Origin of the sequence: Stenotrophomonas sp. Nf1 (genome assembly GCF_003028475.1) — a bacterium.
GTDB lineage: Bacteria > Pseudomonadota > Gammaproteobacteria > Xanthomonadales > Xanthomonadaceae > Stenotrophomonas.
On the sequence record NZ_PYTV01000003.1, the window covers coordinates 234,678 to 249,652 of the forward strand.

General features: G+C 68.8%; 15 protein-coding genes. 3 read left to right on the forward strand and 12 right to left on the reverse strand.

Annotated elements, in window-relative coordinates; translation table 11 throughout:
• Nucleotide 1: 1 nt before the first annotated feature.
• Together C9412_RS07650 and trpB are read right to left on the reverse strand one after the other, a co-directional pair.
• Nucleotides 2–688 carry a hypothetical protein gene (locus C9412_RS07650; RefSeq protein ID WP_107231076.1) on the reverse strand — a complete coding sequence of 229 codons (687 nt, stop codon included), beginning with the start codon at nucleotides 686–688 and terminating at the stop codon, nucleotides 2–4.
• Entirely contained in the window at nucleotides 685–1,902 is a 1,218-nt protein-coding gene (gene trpB / locus C9412_RS07655) for a tryptophan synthase subunit beta (protein ID WP_107231077.1), read from the reverse strand. Before trpB ends, C9412_RS07650 begins: the two co-directional genes overlap by 4 nt.
• Nucleotides 1,903–1,999: 97 nt before the next feature.
• Between trpB and C9412_RS07660 the strand changes: the two genes are divergently transcribed.
• Entirely contained in the window at nucleotides 2,000–2,884 is an 885-nt protein-coding gene (locus tag C9412_RS07660; RefSeq protein WP_107231078.1) for a LysR family transcriptional regulator, read from the forward strand.
• Nucleotides 2,885–3,038: 154 nt separating this feature from the next.
• Here the strand turns inward: C9412_RS07660 and C9412_RS07665 are convergent, their stop codons facing one another.
• From C9412_RS07665 to prmB, 8 genes are all read right to left on the reverse strand, one after another.
• The gene (locus tag C9412_RS07665; protein ID WP_006458876.1) at nucleotides 3,039–3,695 is read right to left on the reverse strand and encodes a phosphoribosylanthranilate isomerase; all 657 of its coding nucleotides are present in this window, start codon (nucleotides 3,693–3,695) and stop codon (nucleotides 3,039–3,041) included.
• Complete coding sequence (gene truA / locus C9412_RS07670; RefSeq protein ID WP_107231079.1) at nucleotides 3,692–4,462, reverse strand: tRNA pseudouridine(38-40) synthase TruA; 771 nt, start codon at nucleotides 4,460–4,462, stop codon at nucleotides 3,692–3,694. The genes C9412_RS07665 and truA overlap by 4 nt, the downstream gene beginning before the upstream one ends.
• Before the next feature lie 32 nt (nucleotides 4,463–4,494).
• Entirely contained in the window at nucleotides 4,495–4,857 is a 363-nt protein-coding gene (locus C9412_RS07675; protein ID WP_107231080.1) for a VOC family protein, read from the reverse strand.
• A gap of 26 nt (nucleotides 4,858–4,883) precedes the next feature.
• Entirely contained in the window at nucleotides 4,884–6,896 is a 2,013-nt protein-coding gene (locus C9412_RS07680; RefSeq protein WP_107231081.1) for a FimV/HubP family polar landmark protein, read from the reverse strand.
• A 138-nt stretch (nucleotides 6,897–7,034) separates the two neighbouring features.
• A complete protein-coding gene (locus C9412_RS07685; protein WP_107231082.1) occupies nucleotides 7,035–8,063 on the reverse strand; it encodes an aspartate-semialdehyde dehydrogenase in 1,029 nt (342 codons plus the stop codon).
• 90 nt (nucleotides 8,064–8,153) lie between these two features.
• Nucleotides 8,154–9,191: a D-glycerate dehydrogenase gene (locus C9412_RS07690; protein WP_107231083.1), complete on the reverse strand. Its 1,038-nt coding sequence runs from the start codon at nucleotides 9,189–9,191 to the stop codon at nucleotides 8,154–8,156.
• Nucleotides 9,184–10,287 (reverse strand): chorismate synthase, encoded by a 1,104-nt coding sequence (gene aroC / locus C9412_RS07695; RefSeq protein WP_107231084.1) that lies wholly within the window; start codon nucleotides 10,285–10,287, stop codon nucleotides 9,184–9,186. Before aroC ends, C9412_RS07690 begins: the two co-directional genes overlap by 8 nt.
• A complete protein-coding gene (gene prmB / locus C9412_RS07700; RefSeq protein ID WP_107231085.1) occupies nucleotides 10,284–11,213 on the reverse strand; it encodes a 50S ribosomal protein L3 N(5)-glutamine methyltransferase in 930 nt (309 codons plus the stop codon). The genes aroC and prmB overlap by 4 nt, the downstream gene beginning before the upstream one ends.
• A 122-nt stretch (nucleotides 11,214–11,335) precedes the next feature.
• On the opposite strand from prmB, the gene C9412_RS07705 reads away from it, so the two are divergent.
• Both C9412_RS07705 and asd read left to right on the forward strand, forming a co-directional pair.
• On the forward strand, nucleotides 11,336–11,986 hold the full coding sequence (locus C9412_RS07705) for an SCO family protein (protein ID WP_107231086.1): 651 nt from the start codon (nucleotides 11,336–11,338) through the stop codon (nucleotides 11,984–11,986).
• On the forward strand, nucleotides 11,983–12,825 hold the full coding sequence (gene asd, locus C9412_RS07710) for an archaetidylserine decarboxylase (RefSeq protein ID WP_107231087.1): 843 nt from the start codon (nucleotides 11,983–11,985) through the stop codon (nucleotides 12,823–12,825). Before C9412_RS07705 ends, asd begins: the two co-directional genes overlap by 4 nt.
• 125 nt (nucleotides 12,826–12,950) lie before the next feature.
• Here asd and C9412_RS07715 read toward each other — a convergent pair whose 3' ends face one another.
• Nucleotides 12,951–13,298 carry a ribonuclease E inhibitor RraB gene (locus C9412_RS07715; RefSeq protein WP_107231088.1) on the reverse strand — a complete coding sequence of 116 codons (348 nt, stop codon included), beginning with the start codon at nucleotides 13,296–13,298 and terminating at the stop codon, nucleotides 12,951–12,953.
• Nucleotides 13,299–13,321: 23 nt separating this feature from the next.
• Nucleotides 13,322–14,926 carry a transglycosylase SLT domain-containing protein gene (locus C9412_RS07720; RefSeq protein ID WP_107231089.1) on the reverse strand — a complete coding sequence of 535 codons (1,605 nt, stop codon included), beginning with the start codon at nucleotides 14,924–14,926 and terminating at the stop codon, nucleotides 13,322–13,324.
• Between the last annotated feature and the right edge of the window lie 49 nt (nucleotides 14,927–14,975).

Genomic DNA, 14,975 nt, shown 5'->3' on the forward strand with positions numbered 1-14,975 from the left:
GTCAGGTACATCCTTCAATCAGGTCAACGGCGCCGCTGGCGCCCCAGTACATTCTCGATACAACGCCATCGACGATCTCCACGCGGATCGCCAGGTCCGAACCGGGGTCCTGCCAGAGCAGGCTCTCTCCGGCTTCCGGGTCGTCGCCATAAGGCTGGGCGGTCACACCGGACGGCAGCAGCTGCAGTGCCTGCGCGCGGGGCATGTCCAGGCGCAGGCCGAACGGACCCGGCTGCACCACCACCTGCCCGGAATCATCGATCGGAGCCAGGTCGAAACGAACCACGTCGCCGTCCTGCACCATCATCGCCACGCCTTCCGGCAGCGTGCCGCGCTCGTAATATTCGCAGCGCCCCTGCGTGGCCTCGTGCAGCCCGGCCGAATGCCAGGCGCCCTCCGCTTCGACTTCGCTGAACCGCTGGCCGATCAGCACCTCACCGGCATGGTCCAGGGCCACCGAGACCACCGCCGGTGCGCTGTCCTCATCGACCTGCGGGGTGACCTCCGACGCAGGCGCGTCATCGATCGGGCGATGCGCCATGTCGTCGTTGCTGGCCGGGCGCTGCGCCGGCGCAATCGCCGCCGGTGCGGCTGGCGCAGGTGCCAGCACCGGCGGATCGGGCGGTGTGCAGCCCCCCAACCCCACCACCAGCACCAGCGCGCCGCCGTGGCGCAGCATCGGATTCACAGCACCAGGCCTTCGCGCGCGGCGATGGTGTGCACGTCCTTGTCGCCACGGCCGGACAGGTTGCACAGCACGATCTGGTCGCGCGGACGCTCACGCGCCAGCTTGATCGCCTGCGCCAGTGCATGGCTCGATTCCAGTGCCGGCAGGATGCCTTCGGTGTGCGCCAGCAGGTGGAAGGCCTGCAATGCTTCCTCATCGGTGATGCCGAGGTAGCGCGCACGGCCGGTATCGGCCAGGAAAGCGTGTTCGGGGCCGACGCCGGGGTAATCCAGGCCCGCCGAGACCGAGTGGGTCTCGATGATCTGGCCATCGTCATCGCACAGCACGTAGGTGCGGTTGCCGTGCAGCACGCCAGGACGGCCGGCGGCGATCGACGCGGCGTGGCGACCGGTGTGGATGCCGTCGCCGGCTGCCTCGGCGCCCACGATCTCGACCTGGCGGTCGTTGAGGAAGGCATGGAACAGGCCGATGGCATTGCTGCCGCCGCCGACGCAGGCGGTGATCGCATCGGGCAGACGGCCATACTCGGCCAGCATCTGCTCGCGCGCTTCGCGGCCGACGATGGCGTTGAAGTCGCGCACCATGCGCGGGTACGGGTCCGGGCCGGCCACGGTGCCGATGATGTAGAAGGTGTCCTGCACGTTGGTCACCCAGTCGCGCATCGCTTCGTTGAGCGCGTCCTTCAGGGTGGCCGAACCGGAGGTAACCGGCACCACCGTCGCACCGAGCAGCTTCATGCGATAGACGTTGATCTTCTGCCGCTCGATATCGGTGGCGCCCATGTACACCACGCACTCCAGGCCCAGCCGTGCGGCCACCGTGGCACTGGCCACGCCATGCTGGCCGGCGCCGGTCTCGGCGATGATGCGCTTCTTGCCCATCCGCGCCGCCAGCAGCGCCTGGCCGATGGTGTTGTTGATCTTGTGCGCGCCGGTGTGGTTCAGGTCTTCGCGCTTGAGCAGGATCTGCGCGCCGCCGACATGGTCGCTCAGGCGCTGGGCGTGGTAGATCGGGCTCGGCCGGCCCACGTAGTGGGCCAGGTCGCGGTCGTAGGCCTGCTGGAAGGCGGGGTCCTGGCGGGCCTGGTCATAGGCCTGGGCCAGTTCCTGCAGCGGGCCGACCAGGGTTTCGGCGACAAAGCTGCCGCCGTAGCGGCCGAAGTGACCCTGGGCATCCGGGAAGGCATGGAAGTCGGCAATGGGGGAAGCTGACATGGAAGCGACCGCTGGTTCGAGACAGGTGGATACTCTAGCGCACGGGTCGTGACCGGAAAATGGATATTATCTGGCGTATCCCGTCAGGAAATCTCACATGAGCAGCTCATCGCTTCCACCGCTCAACGCGCTGCGGGCGTTCGAGGCCACTGCCCGCCTGGGCGGTGTCGGCCGTGCCGCGCAGGACCTTCACGTCACCCACGGTGCGGTCAGCCGGCAGCTGAAGCTGCTGGAGGACCACCTGGGCCTGGCGCTGTTCCAGCGCGCCGGCCGTGGCCTGCGCCTGACAGCCGCAGGCACCCAACTGCACACCGCGTGCGCTGAGGCGTTCGGTCGCATCGAAGACTGCGTGGGTGAACTGCGGCGGCCTGCAGCGTCGCCGGCGCTGGTGTTGGGGTGCAGTGGCAGCGTGCTGGCACGCTGGATGATCCCGCGCCTGCCTGCGCTGCAGGCGGCCCTGCCCGGCGTGCGCCTGCAATGGTCGGCGCTGGACGGCAGCTTCACCGAGGCGCAGGCGGCGCTGGATGCGGTGCTGCTGTTGGCACAGGGGCCGTGGCCGCGCGGTTGGCAGGTGCGTGAGCTGGCACCAGAGCGGGTGGGCGTGGTGGTCGCGCCCTCCCATTCGGCCGCGCATCGCCTGCGCAACGGGCCGCCCTCGGTACTGCTGCAGGAGACGCTGCTGCACACCCGCTCACGGCCGCAGGCGTGGCCGGCATGGGCGCAGGCGCATGATCTGGATGCGTCGAAGCTGCAGCTGGGCACCGCCTTCGATCACCTCTACTACCTGCTGGAAGCGGCGGTGGCCGGGCTGGGCCCGGCCATTGCGCCCGAGCCACTGGTGGCCCAGGACCTGGCGGCGGGCCGGCTGGTGGCCCCATGGGGCTTCACCGCTACCGGTGGCTTCTGGGTGCTGGCCCGGCCCGATGGCCCCTCGGATGCGCGGGTCGATGCCCTGGCCGATTGGCTGGTGCAGCAGCTGTAGCGTCAAGCTTGCTCGACTGCTCCAGATCGTAGCGTCGAGCTTGCTCGACTGCCTTCGCTTCAGTCGAGCAAGCTCGACTCTACCCGCGCAACGACGCGGCAATCCGCGCGCGCGGTGACTAAACCGTACCGATTGCCACCCAACGCTGCGCCAATCACTCCAGAACCGTGCAGTCCGCGCGGCGCACTTCCTCGACGAAGGTGCGCATCTTGTAGCCATCCTTGATGCCCGGCTCCAGCTCGATGCCGCTGGAGACGTCCACGCCCCACGGCAGCGTGGCCAGCACGGCATCGTAGACGTTGTCGGGGTTCAACCCGCCGGCCAGCAGGAACGGCCGGTGCAGCCCGGTCGGGATGCGACCCCAGTCGAAGGCCACGCCAGTCCCGCCACCGCCGCCCGGGGCATGGCTGTCGAACAGGAAACCGGCCGCGCTGGGATAGCGCAGCTGCAGGGTGCGCGCGTTGACCTCCTCGCGCCCGCCCATGGCAATGGCCTTCAGGTAGGGCATGTTGAAGCTGCGGCAGAAGCTCTCGTCTTCCTCGCCATGGAACTGCAGCAGGGTCGGCCGCACCGTGCGCAGTACCTCGCGCACCTCTTCCTTGCTGTTGTTGCGGAACAGGGCCACCACATCGACCATCGGCGCGATCGCCTGGCGCATCGCGCGCGCCTCGGCCGGGGCGACCCGGCGGCTGCTTTCACGGGCGAAGATGAAACCCACCGCGTCCACGCCCAGCTCACCGGCCAGGCGGACGTCGCCGGCACGGGTCATGCCACAGAACTTGATGCGCGTACGGTAGTAGGAGCGGCTCATAGCGTGACCTCGGCGGGCAGATGCCAGTTGTCGGGGTACAGAGGCCCAAGGAACACCAGGCCCTGTGGCGGTGCGGTGGGACCGGCTACGGTACGGTCGCGCCCGGCCAGCAGTTCGGCAATCCAGTCCACCGGTTTCTCGCCGCTGCCCACCAGGATCAACGAACCGACGATATTGCGGACCATGTGATGAAGGAATGCATTGCCCTGCACGGCCACCTCGATCACCTCGCCGTGGCGGCTGACCTGCAGCGACTGCAGCTCGCGGCGCGCGTGCAGCGCCTGGCACTGCACGGAGCGGAACGCGCTGAAGTCGTTCTCACCGAGCAGGGCCTGCCCGGCGGCGTGCATCAGGGTTTCGTCCAGCGCCCGGCGCTCCCAGCTCAGGGTCTGCCGTTCCAGCGCCGGCCGCACCTCGCGGTTGAGCAGGCGGTAGCGGTAGCGCCGCGCACGCGCCGAGAAGCGGGCGTGGAAATCGTCGGCCACCGGCACGCACCAGCGCACCGCGATCGAACGCGGCAGGCGGGTGGTGGTGCCCAGCATCCAGGCACGTGGATCACGCACCACCCCGGTATCGAAATGCACGACCTGGCATTGGCCGTGCACACCGGCATCGGTGCGACCGGCGCAGACCACCTGCACCGGCGCATCGGCCACCGAAGACAGGGCCTGTTCAAGGCTGGCCTGCACGCTGGGGCCACCTTCTCCCAGGTTCTGCCACCCCCTGAAATCGCTGCCGTCGTACTCGACGCCGAGCGCGTAACGCATGTGCTACCTCGATGTTGCAGATGGGACGGCGCTCAGGCCGGATCGCGTTCCGACCAGACCGCCAGTTCGTTGCCACCTGGCTCGACGAACTGGAAGCGGCTGCCCCCCGGGAAGGAAAACACCGCGCGCACGATCTCGCCGCCGGCGGCGCTCACTGCGGCCTGCACCGGCAGCAGCTGGTCGGCGTACAGCACCAGCAGCGGCGCGCCGCTTTCACTGGCCTGCGCAGGCTGGCCGCGGAAGAACCCGCCCTGCAGGCGGCCATCGTCGAAGGCGGTGTAGTCGCTGCCATAGTCGACGAACGACCAGCCAAACACCTTCTCGAAGAAGGCACGGCTGGCCGCCGGATCGCGGGAGGCGAATTCAACGTAGTCGATGCGGCGCTCGCGGCTCATGGCAGGGTCCTTGTTGGCGGAATCGGTCACGGCAGACGGGCCAGCAGTTCGCGGGCCTGGTTCTGGCAGTGCAGGTCGCCGCCTTCGGCCACTTCCTGCAGCAGCATGCGCGCGGTCTGCGCATCGCCCAGGTCGAGATAGGCGATGGCCAGCTCCAGCCGCTCCTGGCCGGCGCGTGGCGGCCAGCCGGCATCACTGCCCGGTGCGGCGGCGTCTTCGTGCGCGCCCCCGGCCGGCAGGTCATGCAGCGCCGCGCTGGAATGCGCGTTGTCCTGCGCCTCGGCCGGCAGGTCGAACACGCCGCGGAACTGCGGCTGCTGTTCGGCCTGCAGCGCGTAGTCCGGTACCGCCACCTCGACGGGGGCCGCCGGCGCGTCCGGTTCATCCAGCACGGACGCAACCGGCATCCCGTCGTCCTGCGCGGCCACGGGCTCGTCCCAGCGTGGCAGATCGGTCACCGCCGCAGGCAGTTCCACCACCTCGTCATCGCGCAGCGTCTGCGCCTGCCATTCGGCCGGGGCAGCGGTGCCGGCGACCGGTTCGCCGCCCACCTCGTCCTGCACCTCGGCCTCGGTCGCCCAGGCCGGCATCGCCGGCTCGTGGCGGCCTCCGTCGGCCACCGCCGACGACCAGGAGGACTGCTCGGCCAGCGTATCCAGCGCTGCACCGGCCGGTACCGCTGCGGCCAGACCGGCGGCATCGTCTTCTTCGCGCAGCGGCGGCAGCGGCGACGGTTTGCGACGGCGCAACAGCCAGGCTGCGGCGGCCGCCAGCAGCAGCACCGGCAGGCCCAGCCAGTACCACGGGGTGGCCGCGTCACGCGACTCCGGCGCCTGTGCCAGCCGCTGCTGTGCGGCGGCCAGGTCGTTGTCCTTCATCGCGATCAGCGATTGCTGTTGTTCCTTCAGTTTTTCCAGATCGGCCACACGCTGCTTCAGCTCACCAATCTCGGCATCGCGGGTGGCGATGTCCTCGCGGGCCTGGCGCAGTTGTTCGTTGCCCAGCATGTCACCCTCGCTGCCGGCACCGGTGCCGGTGGTTGTGCCCGCGTGCGCGGCGTCGGAGGCCAGCGCCGGGGCGATTTCAAGTCGTGCCCCGTTGGCCGCAGCCGGGGAGGAAGCGTCTGCTGTGGTTGCCTTGGCAACCGGTGCGACAGTGCCGGCGGGCTGCGGCACGGTACGTGCCTGGCGCCACTGCGCGGTGTGCTCGCGCACCAGCGCGGCGGCCTCGCCTGCATCGATCGCGGCCACCGCATCGGTACCGGGCATGCGCAGCACCGCGCCCTGCTTGAGCAGATTCACGTTGCCACGGATGAAAGCCTCCGGGTTGGCACGCAGCAGGGCGATCATCGCGCGGTCGCGGCTGACCTGGCTGCCGCGCGCGACCGTGGCGGCGATCTGCGACAGCGTCTGGCCGCGCTGCACGGTGAGGCTGCCATCGGCCGCAATCGATGCCGATGCCGGTGCCGGTGCCGAGCGCGACACTGCCGGCGCCGCCGGGCCGGCCGCTGCACGGGCCGGTTCGGTCTGGGTAGCCGGCGTGGGGGCTGGCTCACGGGCGATGGTGTTGGACAGGGTCCCTGCCGGGGCCACAATCTCCGGTTCGGCAACGGCCAGCGCACTGGCCGGCGCGTCAACCAGCGCGGAATACTCGCGCACCAGCCGGCCCTGGCCCCAGTCGGCCTCGATCAGGAAACTCAACGACGGGGTCTCGACCGGCGCCTGCGAAGTCACCCGCACCACCGCCCTGCCCTGCGCATTGCGGGTCAGCTCGAACTGCAGCTCGCTGACCAGCCCGCTGGGCCGCTGCAGGCCGACACGTTCGAAGGTGACCGGCGAGGCCAGCGCCACGCGCAGGTTCTCCAGCTCGGACGGGTCGGCCGAGACCACCGGGATCTCGGCCAGCAATGGCTGGCCGGGCTTGGACAGGACACGGATGTCGCCCAGACCGAGGGCGAGCGCCGAACTGCTGGCCAGGGCCAGCAGCGCAGCGGAAAGATAGGTGAGCGGACGCTTCGCGCCCTTGGCCCGTTTATTCATGGGCGACACTATAAAGCGTGCGGACCGGGGTCCGCACCCACCGATGGCGAGCCTTCGGTAGTGCCGGCCGCTGGCCGGCAGACACGCACGTCCACGCATCGCGGCAATGCCGGCCAGCGGCCGGCACTACCGCAGCGATCAGCGCGCTTCGGCGGCGACCAGCTCGGCCAGCTGCACGGCGTTCAATGCCGCGCCCTTGCGCACATTGTCCGACACGATCCACAGGTTCAGCCCGCGCGGGTGCGACAGGTCCTCACGGATACGGCCGACATACACCGCGTCGGTGCCCGAGGCATGGGTGACCGGGGTCGGGTAACCACCGGCTTCGTGGCGATCGACCACTTCGATGCCCGGCGACTGCTCCAGCAGCGCGCGCGCCTCGGCCACGGTGACCTTGTCACGGGTCTCGATGGCCACCGACTCGGAATGGCCGTAGAACACCGGCACGCGCACGGCGGTCGGGTTCACCAGGATGCTGTCGTCGCCGAGGATCTTGCGGGTTTCCCACACCAGCTTCATCTCTTCCTTGGTGAAGCCGTTGTCCTGGAAGTCGTCGATATGCGGGATGAGGTTGAAGGCGATCTGCACCGGGAAGCGCTGCGGATCGATCTCCTGGAAGCTCAGCAGCTGGCCGGTCTGCTTGCCCAGTTCCTCCAGCGCCGAACGGCCGCCGCCGGACACCGACTGGTAGGTGGAGACGTTGATGCGCTCGATGCCGTACTTGCGGTGCAGCGGCGCCAGCGCCACCAGCATCTGCATGGTCGAGCAGTTGGGGTTGGCGATGATGCCGCGCGGGCGGTTGCCGATCTGGTCCGGGTTGACCTCGGACACCACCAGCGGCACGTCATCGTCGTAACGGAAGGCCGAGGAATTGTCGATCACCACCGCACCGGCGGCGGCGAACTTCGGCGCGTATTCCTTGGACACGCTGCCACCGGCCGAGAACAGGGCGATCTGGACACCACTCGGATCGAACGTCGCCAGGTCCTGGATCTTGACCTTCTGGCCATTGAACTCGACTTCGCCACCGGCCGAACGCTCCGAAGCGAGCAGGCTCAGGGTGCCGACCGGGAAATCACGTTCGGCCAGGATGGCCAGCATGGTCTCGCCGACCGCACCGGTGGCGCCGACGATGGCGACGTGGAAACTGCGCTGTGCATTGCTCATGGGGGGAACTCTCACGAAAACGGGAATGGGAAAATCGTGCACGACAGCTGGGTTCGGGGAACCTCCTCAAGCGGGACGCGCGGAGGTTCCCTATCGTTTGCCGGTTTTTTTGCCCAGGGTCACGCGCGCAGCCAGGGCCGCGTCCGCGTTGATCGCGCTCGGCATATGCGCCGCGTCACCGGCCAGACCGAGGCCGGCCAGCAGGTTGTCCACGGCCAGCTGCACCATCGCCGTACGCGTGGCCAGCGAGGCGCTGCCGATATGCGGGGTCAGCACCACGTTGCGCAGCGCCAGCAGTTCCGGGCGTACCGTCGGTTCACCCTCGTAGACGTCCAGGCCGGCGGCGGCCAGACGGCCGTTGGCCAGCGCATCGGCCAGCGCCAGCTCGTCGACGATGCCACCGCGGGCGATGTTCACCAGCGTGGCCGAAGGCTTCATCTTCGCCAGCGCCGCCGCATCGATGATGTGATGCGAGGCCGGGGTATACGGCAGCACGGTGAGCAGGTGGTCGGACTGTGCCAGCAGCGTGTCCAGGTCCACGTAGGATGCGCCGAGCGCGGCCTCGGTCTCGGCCGGCAGGTGCGAACGGTTGTGGTACAGGACCTTCATGCCGAAACCGTGCGCACCACGGCGGGCGATGCCCTGGCCGATGCGGCCCATGCCGAGAATGCCCAGCGTGCTGCCGTGGATGTCGGCGCCGAGCATGGTCTGGAACGACCACTGCTGCCACTGCCCTTGGCGCAGCCAGCGCTCGGATTCGGTGATGCGGCGCGCGGTGGCCATCAGCAGCGCGAAACCAAGATCGGCCGTGGTCTCGGTCAACACGTCCGGCGTGTTGCTGGCAAGGATGCCGGCTGCGCTGAGCGCATCGACATCCAGATTGTTATAGCCGACGCCGACATTGGCGATCACCTGCAGCTGCGCAGCGTCGGCCACCTGGGCCGCGCCGATGCGCTCGTTGAGGGTGATGATCGCGCCATCGGCGCCGGCCAGCTGTTCGGCGATCTGCGCAGGCGACCAGGCGGTAACGGTGTCGGTGACGCGCAGCTGCACGCGATCGCACAGCGGCGCGATGGCCGCGTCGATCAGCGGCTGGCTCACCCACACCGTCGGCCGCGTGTCAGCCATCGATGCGCCCGGGAATGCGCGGTGTGATCGTGCCGACGTCACCGCACTGCGCGCGATGGCGCAGTGCCTGGTCCATCAGCACCAGCGCCATCATCGCCTCGGCGATGGGGGTGGCGCGGATGCCGACGCAGGGGTCGTGACGGCCGGTGGTGACCACCTCGACCACGTTGCCGGCGGTATCCAGCGATGGGCCCGGCAGGCGCAGGCTGGAGGTCGGCTTCAGGACGATCGAGGCGACCACCGGCTGGCCGGTGGAAATGCCGCCGAGGATGCCGCCGGCATGATTGCTGGCAAAGCCCTGCGGGGTCAGCAGATCGCGGTGCTCGGTGCCCTTCTGCGCAGCGCTGGCAAAGCCATCGCCGATCTCCACGCCCTTCACTGCATTGATGCTCATCAGCGCGGCAGCGAGGTCGCCATCGAGCTTGCCGTAAATCGGTTCGCCCCAGCCCGGCGGCACGTTGTCGGCCACCACGTCCACGCGCGCACCGACCGAGTCACCGGACTTGCGCAGCGCATCCATGTACGCCTCCAGCTGCGGCACCTGTTCGGCGTGCGGCCAGAAGAACGGGTTGTCTTCCACCGCCGACCAGTCGAAACCGGCCGGACGGATCTCGCCCAGCTGTGACAGGTAGCCGCGCACGGTGACGCCGAAGCGTTCTGCCAGCCACTTCTTGGCGACCACGCCGGCGGCCACGCGCATGGTGGTTTCGCGCGCCGAAGAGCGGCCACCACCGCGCGGATCACGGATGCCGTACTTGTGCCAGTAGCTGTAGTCGGCATGACCCGGACGGAACTGCTGGCCGATGTTGGCGTAGTCCTTGCTGCGCTGGTCGGTGTTGCGGATCAGCAGCGCGATCGGGGTGCCGGTGGTCAGCCCCTCGTACACGCCGGACAGGATCTCGACCTCGTCGGCCTCGCGCCGCGCCGAGGTGTGCCGGCTCTTGCCGGTGGCACGGCGCTGCAGGTCGTGGGCGAATTCGGCCGCGTCCAGCGCCAGCCCCGGCGGGCAGCCATCGATCACGCAGCCGATGGCCGGCCCGTGCGACTCGCCGAACGTGGTGACGGTGAACAGCTTGCCGAACGAATTGGAGCTCACGGGCGCTGCGCCGCCAGTTCGGTGATGCGCGCGCTGTGCGCGATCAGCTCGCGGCACTCCACTGCGAAGATGCCCATCTGGCCGACCTTGAATTCGATCCAGGAGAAGTCGACTTCCGGCAGCAGCTTGATCAGGTGCTGTTCGGATTCGCCCACTTCGCAGATCAGCAGGCCGTCTTCGCTCAGGTGCAGCGGGGCGTCGCGCAGGATCTTCAGCACCAGGTCCAGGCCGTCATCACCGGCACGCAGGCCCATTTCCGGCTCGTAGGAGTATTCCTGCGGCAGGGCATCGGTCTCGTCGTTGGTGACGTAGGGCGGGTTGGTGACGATCAGCTCGTAGTGGCGACCGGTCAGACCGCTGAACAGGTCGGACTTGATCAGGCTGACGTTGTGCGCCTGCAGGCGCTCCTTGTTCTCTTCGGCCAGCGACAGCGCGTCATCACTCAGGTCCACGCCGTCCACTTCCCAGTTCGGGTAGTAGTGGCCCATGGCGATGGCGATGCAGCCCGAGCCGGTGCACAGGTCCAGCGCGCGGTGCACATCGCGGCCGGCCAGCCACGGCTCGAAGCCGCACTCGATCAGCTCGGCGATCGGCGAACGCGGCACCAGGGCGCGCGCATCGCTCTTGAAGCTGAGGCCGGCAAACCAGGCCTCACCAGTCAGGTAGGCGGCCGGGATGCGCTCGTCGATGCGGCGCCGGAACAGCTCCAGCACGCGCAGCTTCTCGGCCTGCAGCAGGCGCGCCTGGCCGTAGGCCGGACCGAGGTCGTGCGGCAGGTGCAGGCTGTGCAGCACCAGCTGGGTGGCCTCGTCCAGGGCGTTGTCGTAGCTGTGGCCGAAGGTCAGCCCGGCTTCATTGAAACGGCTGGTGCCGTAGCGGATCAGATCGATGATCGTGTGGAGTTCGGCGGCCGTTTCAGCGGTCATGGCGGTACTGCGGGCAAAGTGGCCCCTGATTATAGGGGCTGGCGTCGGCGCCGGCATCCGTTGCTGAGGAAACGATCAGGCCGCAGCCGGTATAGTGGAGCCCATTTCGCGCGGGGGCCCCCATGTTCAATCGCAACGCCGGCATCATCCTGCTGATCGCCCTGGCGGCAGGCCTGGGCCTGCTGGCCGCCCAGCAGGTGTTCGCGCCGAAGCCGCCGGCCAACGCCCCGGCCACCGAAGCGATCACGCTGTACCCGCAGCCGCGTGCGCTGCCCGACTTCAACCTGGCCCAGTCCGATGGCACGCGCCTGATTCCGGGCGAACTGAAGGGCCATTGGACCCTGGTGTTCCTGGGCTTCACCTTCTGCCCGGACGTCTGCCCGACCACCCTGGCCGAACTGGCCGGCGCACAGAACCAGTGGGAAGCCCTGCCTGACACGCTGCGCCCGCGCGTGCTGTTCATCTCGGTCGACCCGGACCGCGACAGCGCCACCCGCCTGGGCGAGTACGTGCACGGCTTCCACAAGGACACCCTGGCCGCCACCGCCGACATTCCTTCGCTGGAGCGCTTTGCCACCTCGCTGGGCTTCGTGTTCCAGAAAGTGCCGGGCAAGCACTTCGACGAGAACCCCGAGGATTACACCGTCGAGCACTCGGCCAGCCTGGCCGTGCTCGACCCGCAGGGCCGCCTGGCCGGCCTGGTGCGCCCCCCGTTCAATGCGCCGGCGATCGCCCGCGACCTGCAGAAGCTGACCGAGAAAACCGCCCCATGAGCCTCACCACCGCCCTGACGTACGCCCTGCCCCATCGCCTGCTGTCCTCGATGGCGCGCTCGCTGGCGTACTCGGACGATCCGCGCGTGTCGCGCTGGCTGATCGACACGGTCACCCGCAAGTTCAACGTCAACCTGGACGAAGCGGCCAACCCGGACCCGCGCAGCTACCCGACCTTCAACCAGTTCTTCACCCGTGCGCTGAAGCCGGGCGCGCGGGTGGCCGAAGCCGATCCGCGCAGCCTGGTGATGCCGGCCGACGGCCGCATCAGCCAGCTGGGGAAGATCGAGGCCGGCCGCATTTTCCAGGCCAAGGGCCAATCGTTCACCGCCGCCGAGCTGCTGGGCAGCGACGAGGACGCCAAGCCGTACAACGATGGCCTGTACGCCACGGTGTACCTGTCGCCGCGCGACTACCACCGCGTGCACATGCCGTGGACCGGCACCCTGCGCGAGACCGTGCACGTGCCGGGCCGTCTGTTCAGCGTGGGCCCGGCGGCAGTGAACGGCGTGCCCCGCCTGTTCGCCCGCAACGAGCGCCTGGTCTGCCATTTCGACACCAGCTTCGGCCCGATGGTGAGCGTGATGGTGGGGGCGCTGCTGGTGTCGGGCGTGGAAACGGTCTGGAGTGGCGAAGAGATTCCCGCTTACGGCGACCGCATCACCCGCAAGGATTACCGCGGCCAGGGCATCGTGCTGGAGCGCTTCGCCGAGATGGCTCGCTTCAACTACGGCTCGACCGTAATCGTGCTGCTGCCGCCGGGCGTGGCCGAGTTCGCCCCGCAGCTGGGCGCCGAAAGCCCGGTGCAGCTGGGTCAGGCGCTGGCGAAGCTGCGCTGACCTGGCTCTTGCCGGGGCACGGAATGCCGGCCAGCGGCCGGCACTACCGGGTTCGTAGAGTCGAGCTTGCTCGACTGCCGACGTAGACAGCCGAGCATGGGCTCGGCTCTACAGAAATCGATCCGTTACTGCAGGGCCGGGGCCGGGCCGACGTCCATGCCGTCGTAGTCCTCTACGCCATGTTCGACGGCCAGCGCCGCGAATTCCTGGTTGCGGCGGTCCAGCGAGGCCTCGTCGTGGATCTCCACGCGCTCCACATGCAGCACGTGGAACGGCGCGTCACCTTCTTCCGGTTCCTGCTCGAACAGGTCAACGAAGCTGTAGCCCTGGGCCCGCAGGTGCTCGGCCAGGGCCTGCAGCGGCGCTGCGCTGGAGTGGACGAAGAAGTACCCCCACAGCAATGGGCCGTTGATGTCCCAATCGGTGTTTTCGCGGAGGTTGGCGAACAGGTTGCGGGTGGCTTCAAGGTCCATGCGGGTTCCAGAGGTCGGGGGAATTACTTGTCACAGCCCTGCAGCTTCAGCGTCTGGCCGTGGCGCAGGCTGTAGGCCGGCGCCTTGAGGCCATTGGCGCGGGCCAGGGTCGGCACGTCGCACTGGAACCTGGCGGCGATGGCGCCCAGGGTCTCGCCCCTGCCCACCTTGTGGCTGCGCACCGGCTTCGGGCGTGCGGCCGGGCGCGGCGTCGCCACCGTGGCCACCGGCGTGGTCGGCACGCTGGTCGACGCTGCGGCATCGGCCACCGGCACCACGCCGCCCACCGCCACGCTGCCGGTGTAGCTGGCTGCGGTCGGGCGCACGATCGCCGCGTTCAGATCGGCGGTGATCAGGGTCCGCGCCAGATCGGCGCGCGGGCCGCTGACGCAGTTGCGCTGGTACAGGCCGGCGATGCGGGTGGTGGCATTGATCAGCGTGCCGGCCGGAATCCAGCCGTCGGCCTCATAACGCGGGTTGAGGTTGCGCAGTGCGCGCATGTAGCCATCGCGGGTGCCGTGGCTGCCCAGGCAGATGGTCAGTTCGTAGATGGTGGTGGATTTGGCCAGGCGCAGCGTGGCCGGCTGCGCACTGATCTTCGGGAACTCCACGCCGTACTGCTGCGGGTGCAGGAAGATCCAGGCCGCGGCGATCACCATCGGCACATAGTCCTTGGTCTCGCCCGGGAACTGGTTGTAGACGCTGTCGGTCCAGAAGCTCTGGCCACCGCTCTGCTTGAACACGCGCGCGGCACGGCCTTCGCCACCGTTGTAGGCGGCCACCGACATTTCCACGTTGTTGTTCAGTTCGCGCAGGCGTTCGTTGAGGTAGCTGGCGCTGGCCTCGGCGGCGCTGCGTGCATCAAAGCGCGTATCGAAGCCGGTGCCGTCCGGGCCCAGTCCGAAGCGGCGACCGGTGGCCGGCATGAACTGCATCAGGCCCGCCGCGCCGGCGCGCGAAGACGCGTGCACGCGGCCGTTGGATTCCTTGGCCATGATGCCGAACAGCAGCGCTTCGGGCAGGCCGCGCTTTTCCCATTCCGGCCACATCACCGCGCGCAGGTTCTGGTAGTTCTCGTAGCTGGTCAGCAGCGCCGGGCGCATGTCGGTCAGCCAGCGGCGGATGCCAGCCTGCACCGCCGGGTTGTATTCGACCATGGTGTCGAAGGCGTGCCGCTTGTCGTTCAACAGGGCTGCGGCGCGGGCCGCCTCGGGCACATCGGCGGTGAGCGGGCCGATATGGTCGGGGTCGGCTTCCAGGCGGTCACCGCCCTCGTCGGCCACGTCATCGCCGGCTGCGGCGTCGGCGTCGTGCTTGAGCAGGCGCTTGTAGCTGGCCAGCAGGGTGCCCATCTGGCATCCCTTCTGCTTCACGCAGTCGTTGAGGACATCTTCCATGTCCTCCAGCGCGGCGTCGGCCTCGTTGCTGCCCTTGGGGTCGGCGTTGGCAACCCGCAGCAGAGCGTCGCTGTAGCGCTTCTCGGCGGCGGCCATGCGCTGCTGCAGCGCATCCACCTTCACCTTGTCCCGGGCCGAAACCCGCTGTGCATGGGCGTCGGGTGCCAGGGAAACCAGGCCGGCCAGGGCCAGCAGCGGCCAACCACGGGAAATCAGGACAGGAACGGGCATTGATGGCACTGTGTGCGAAACAGGCAGGCAGAGTAGCGGCGCCGCCAAG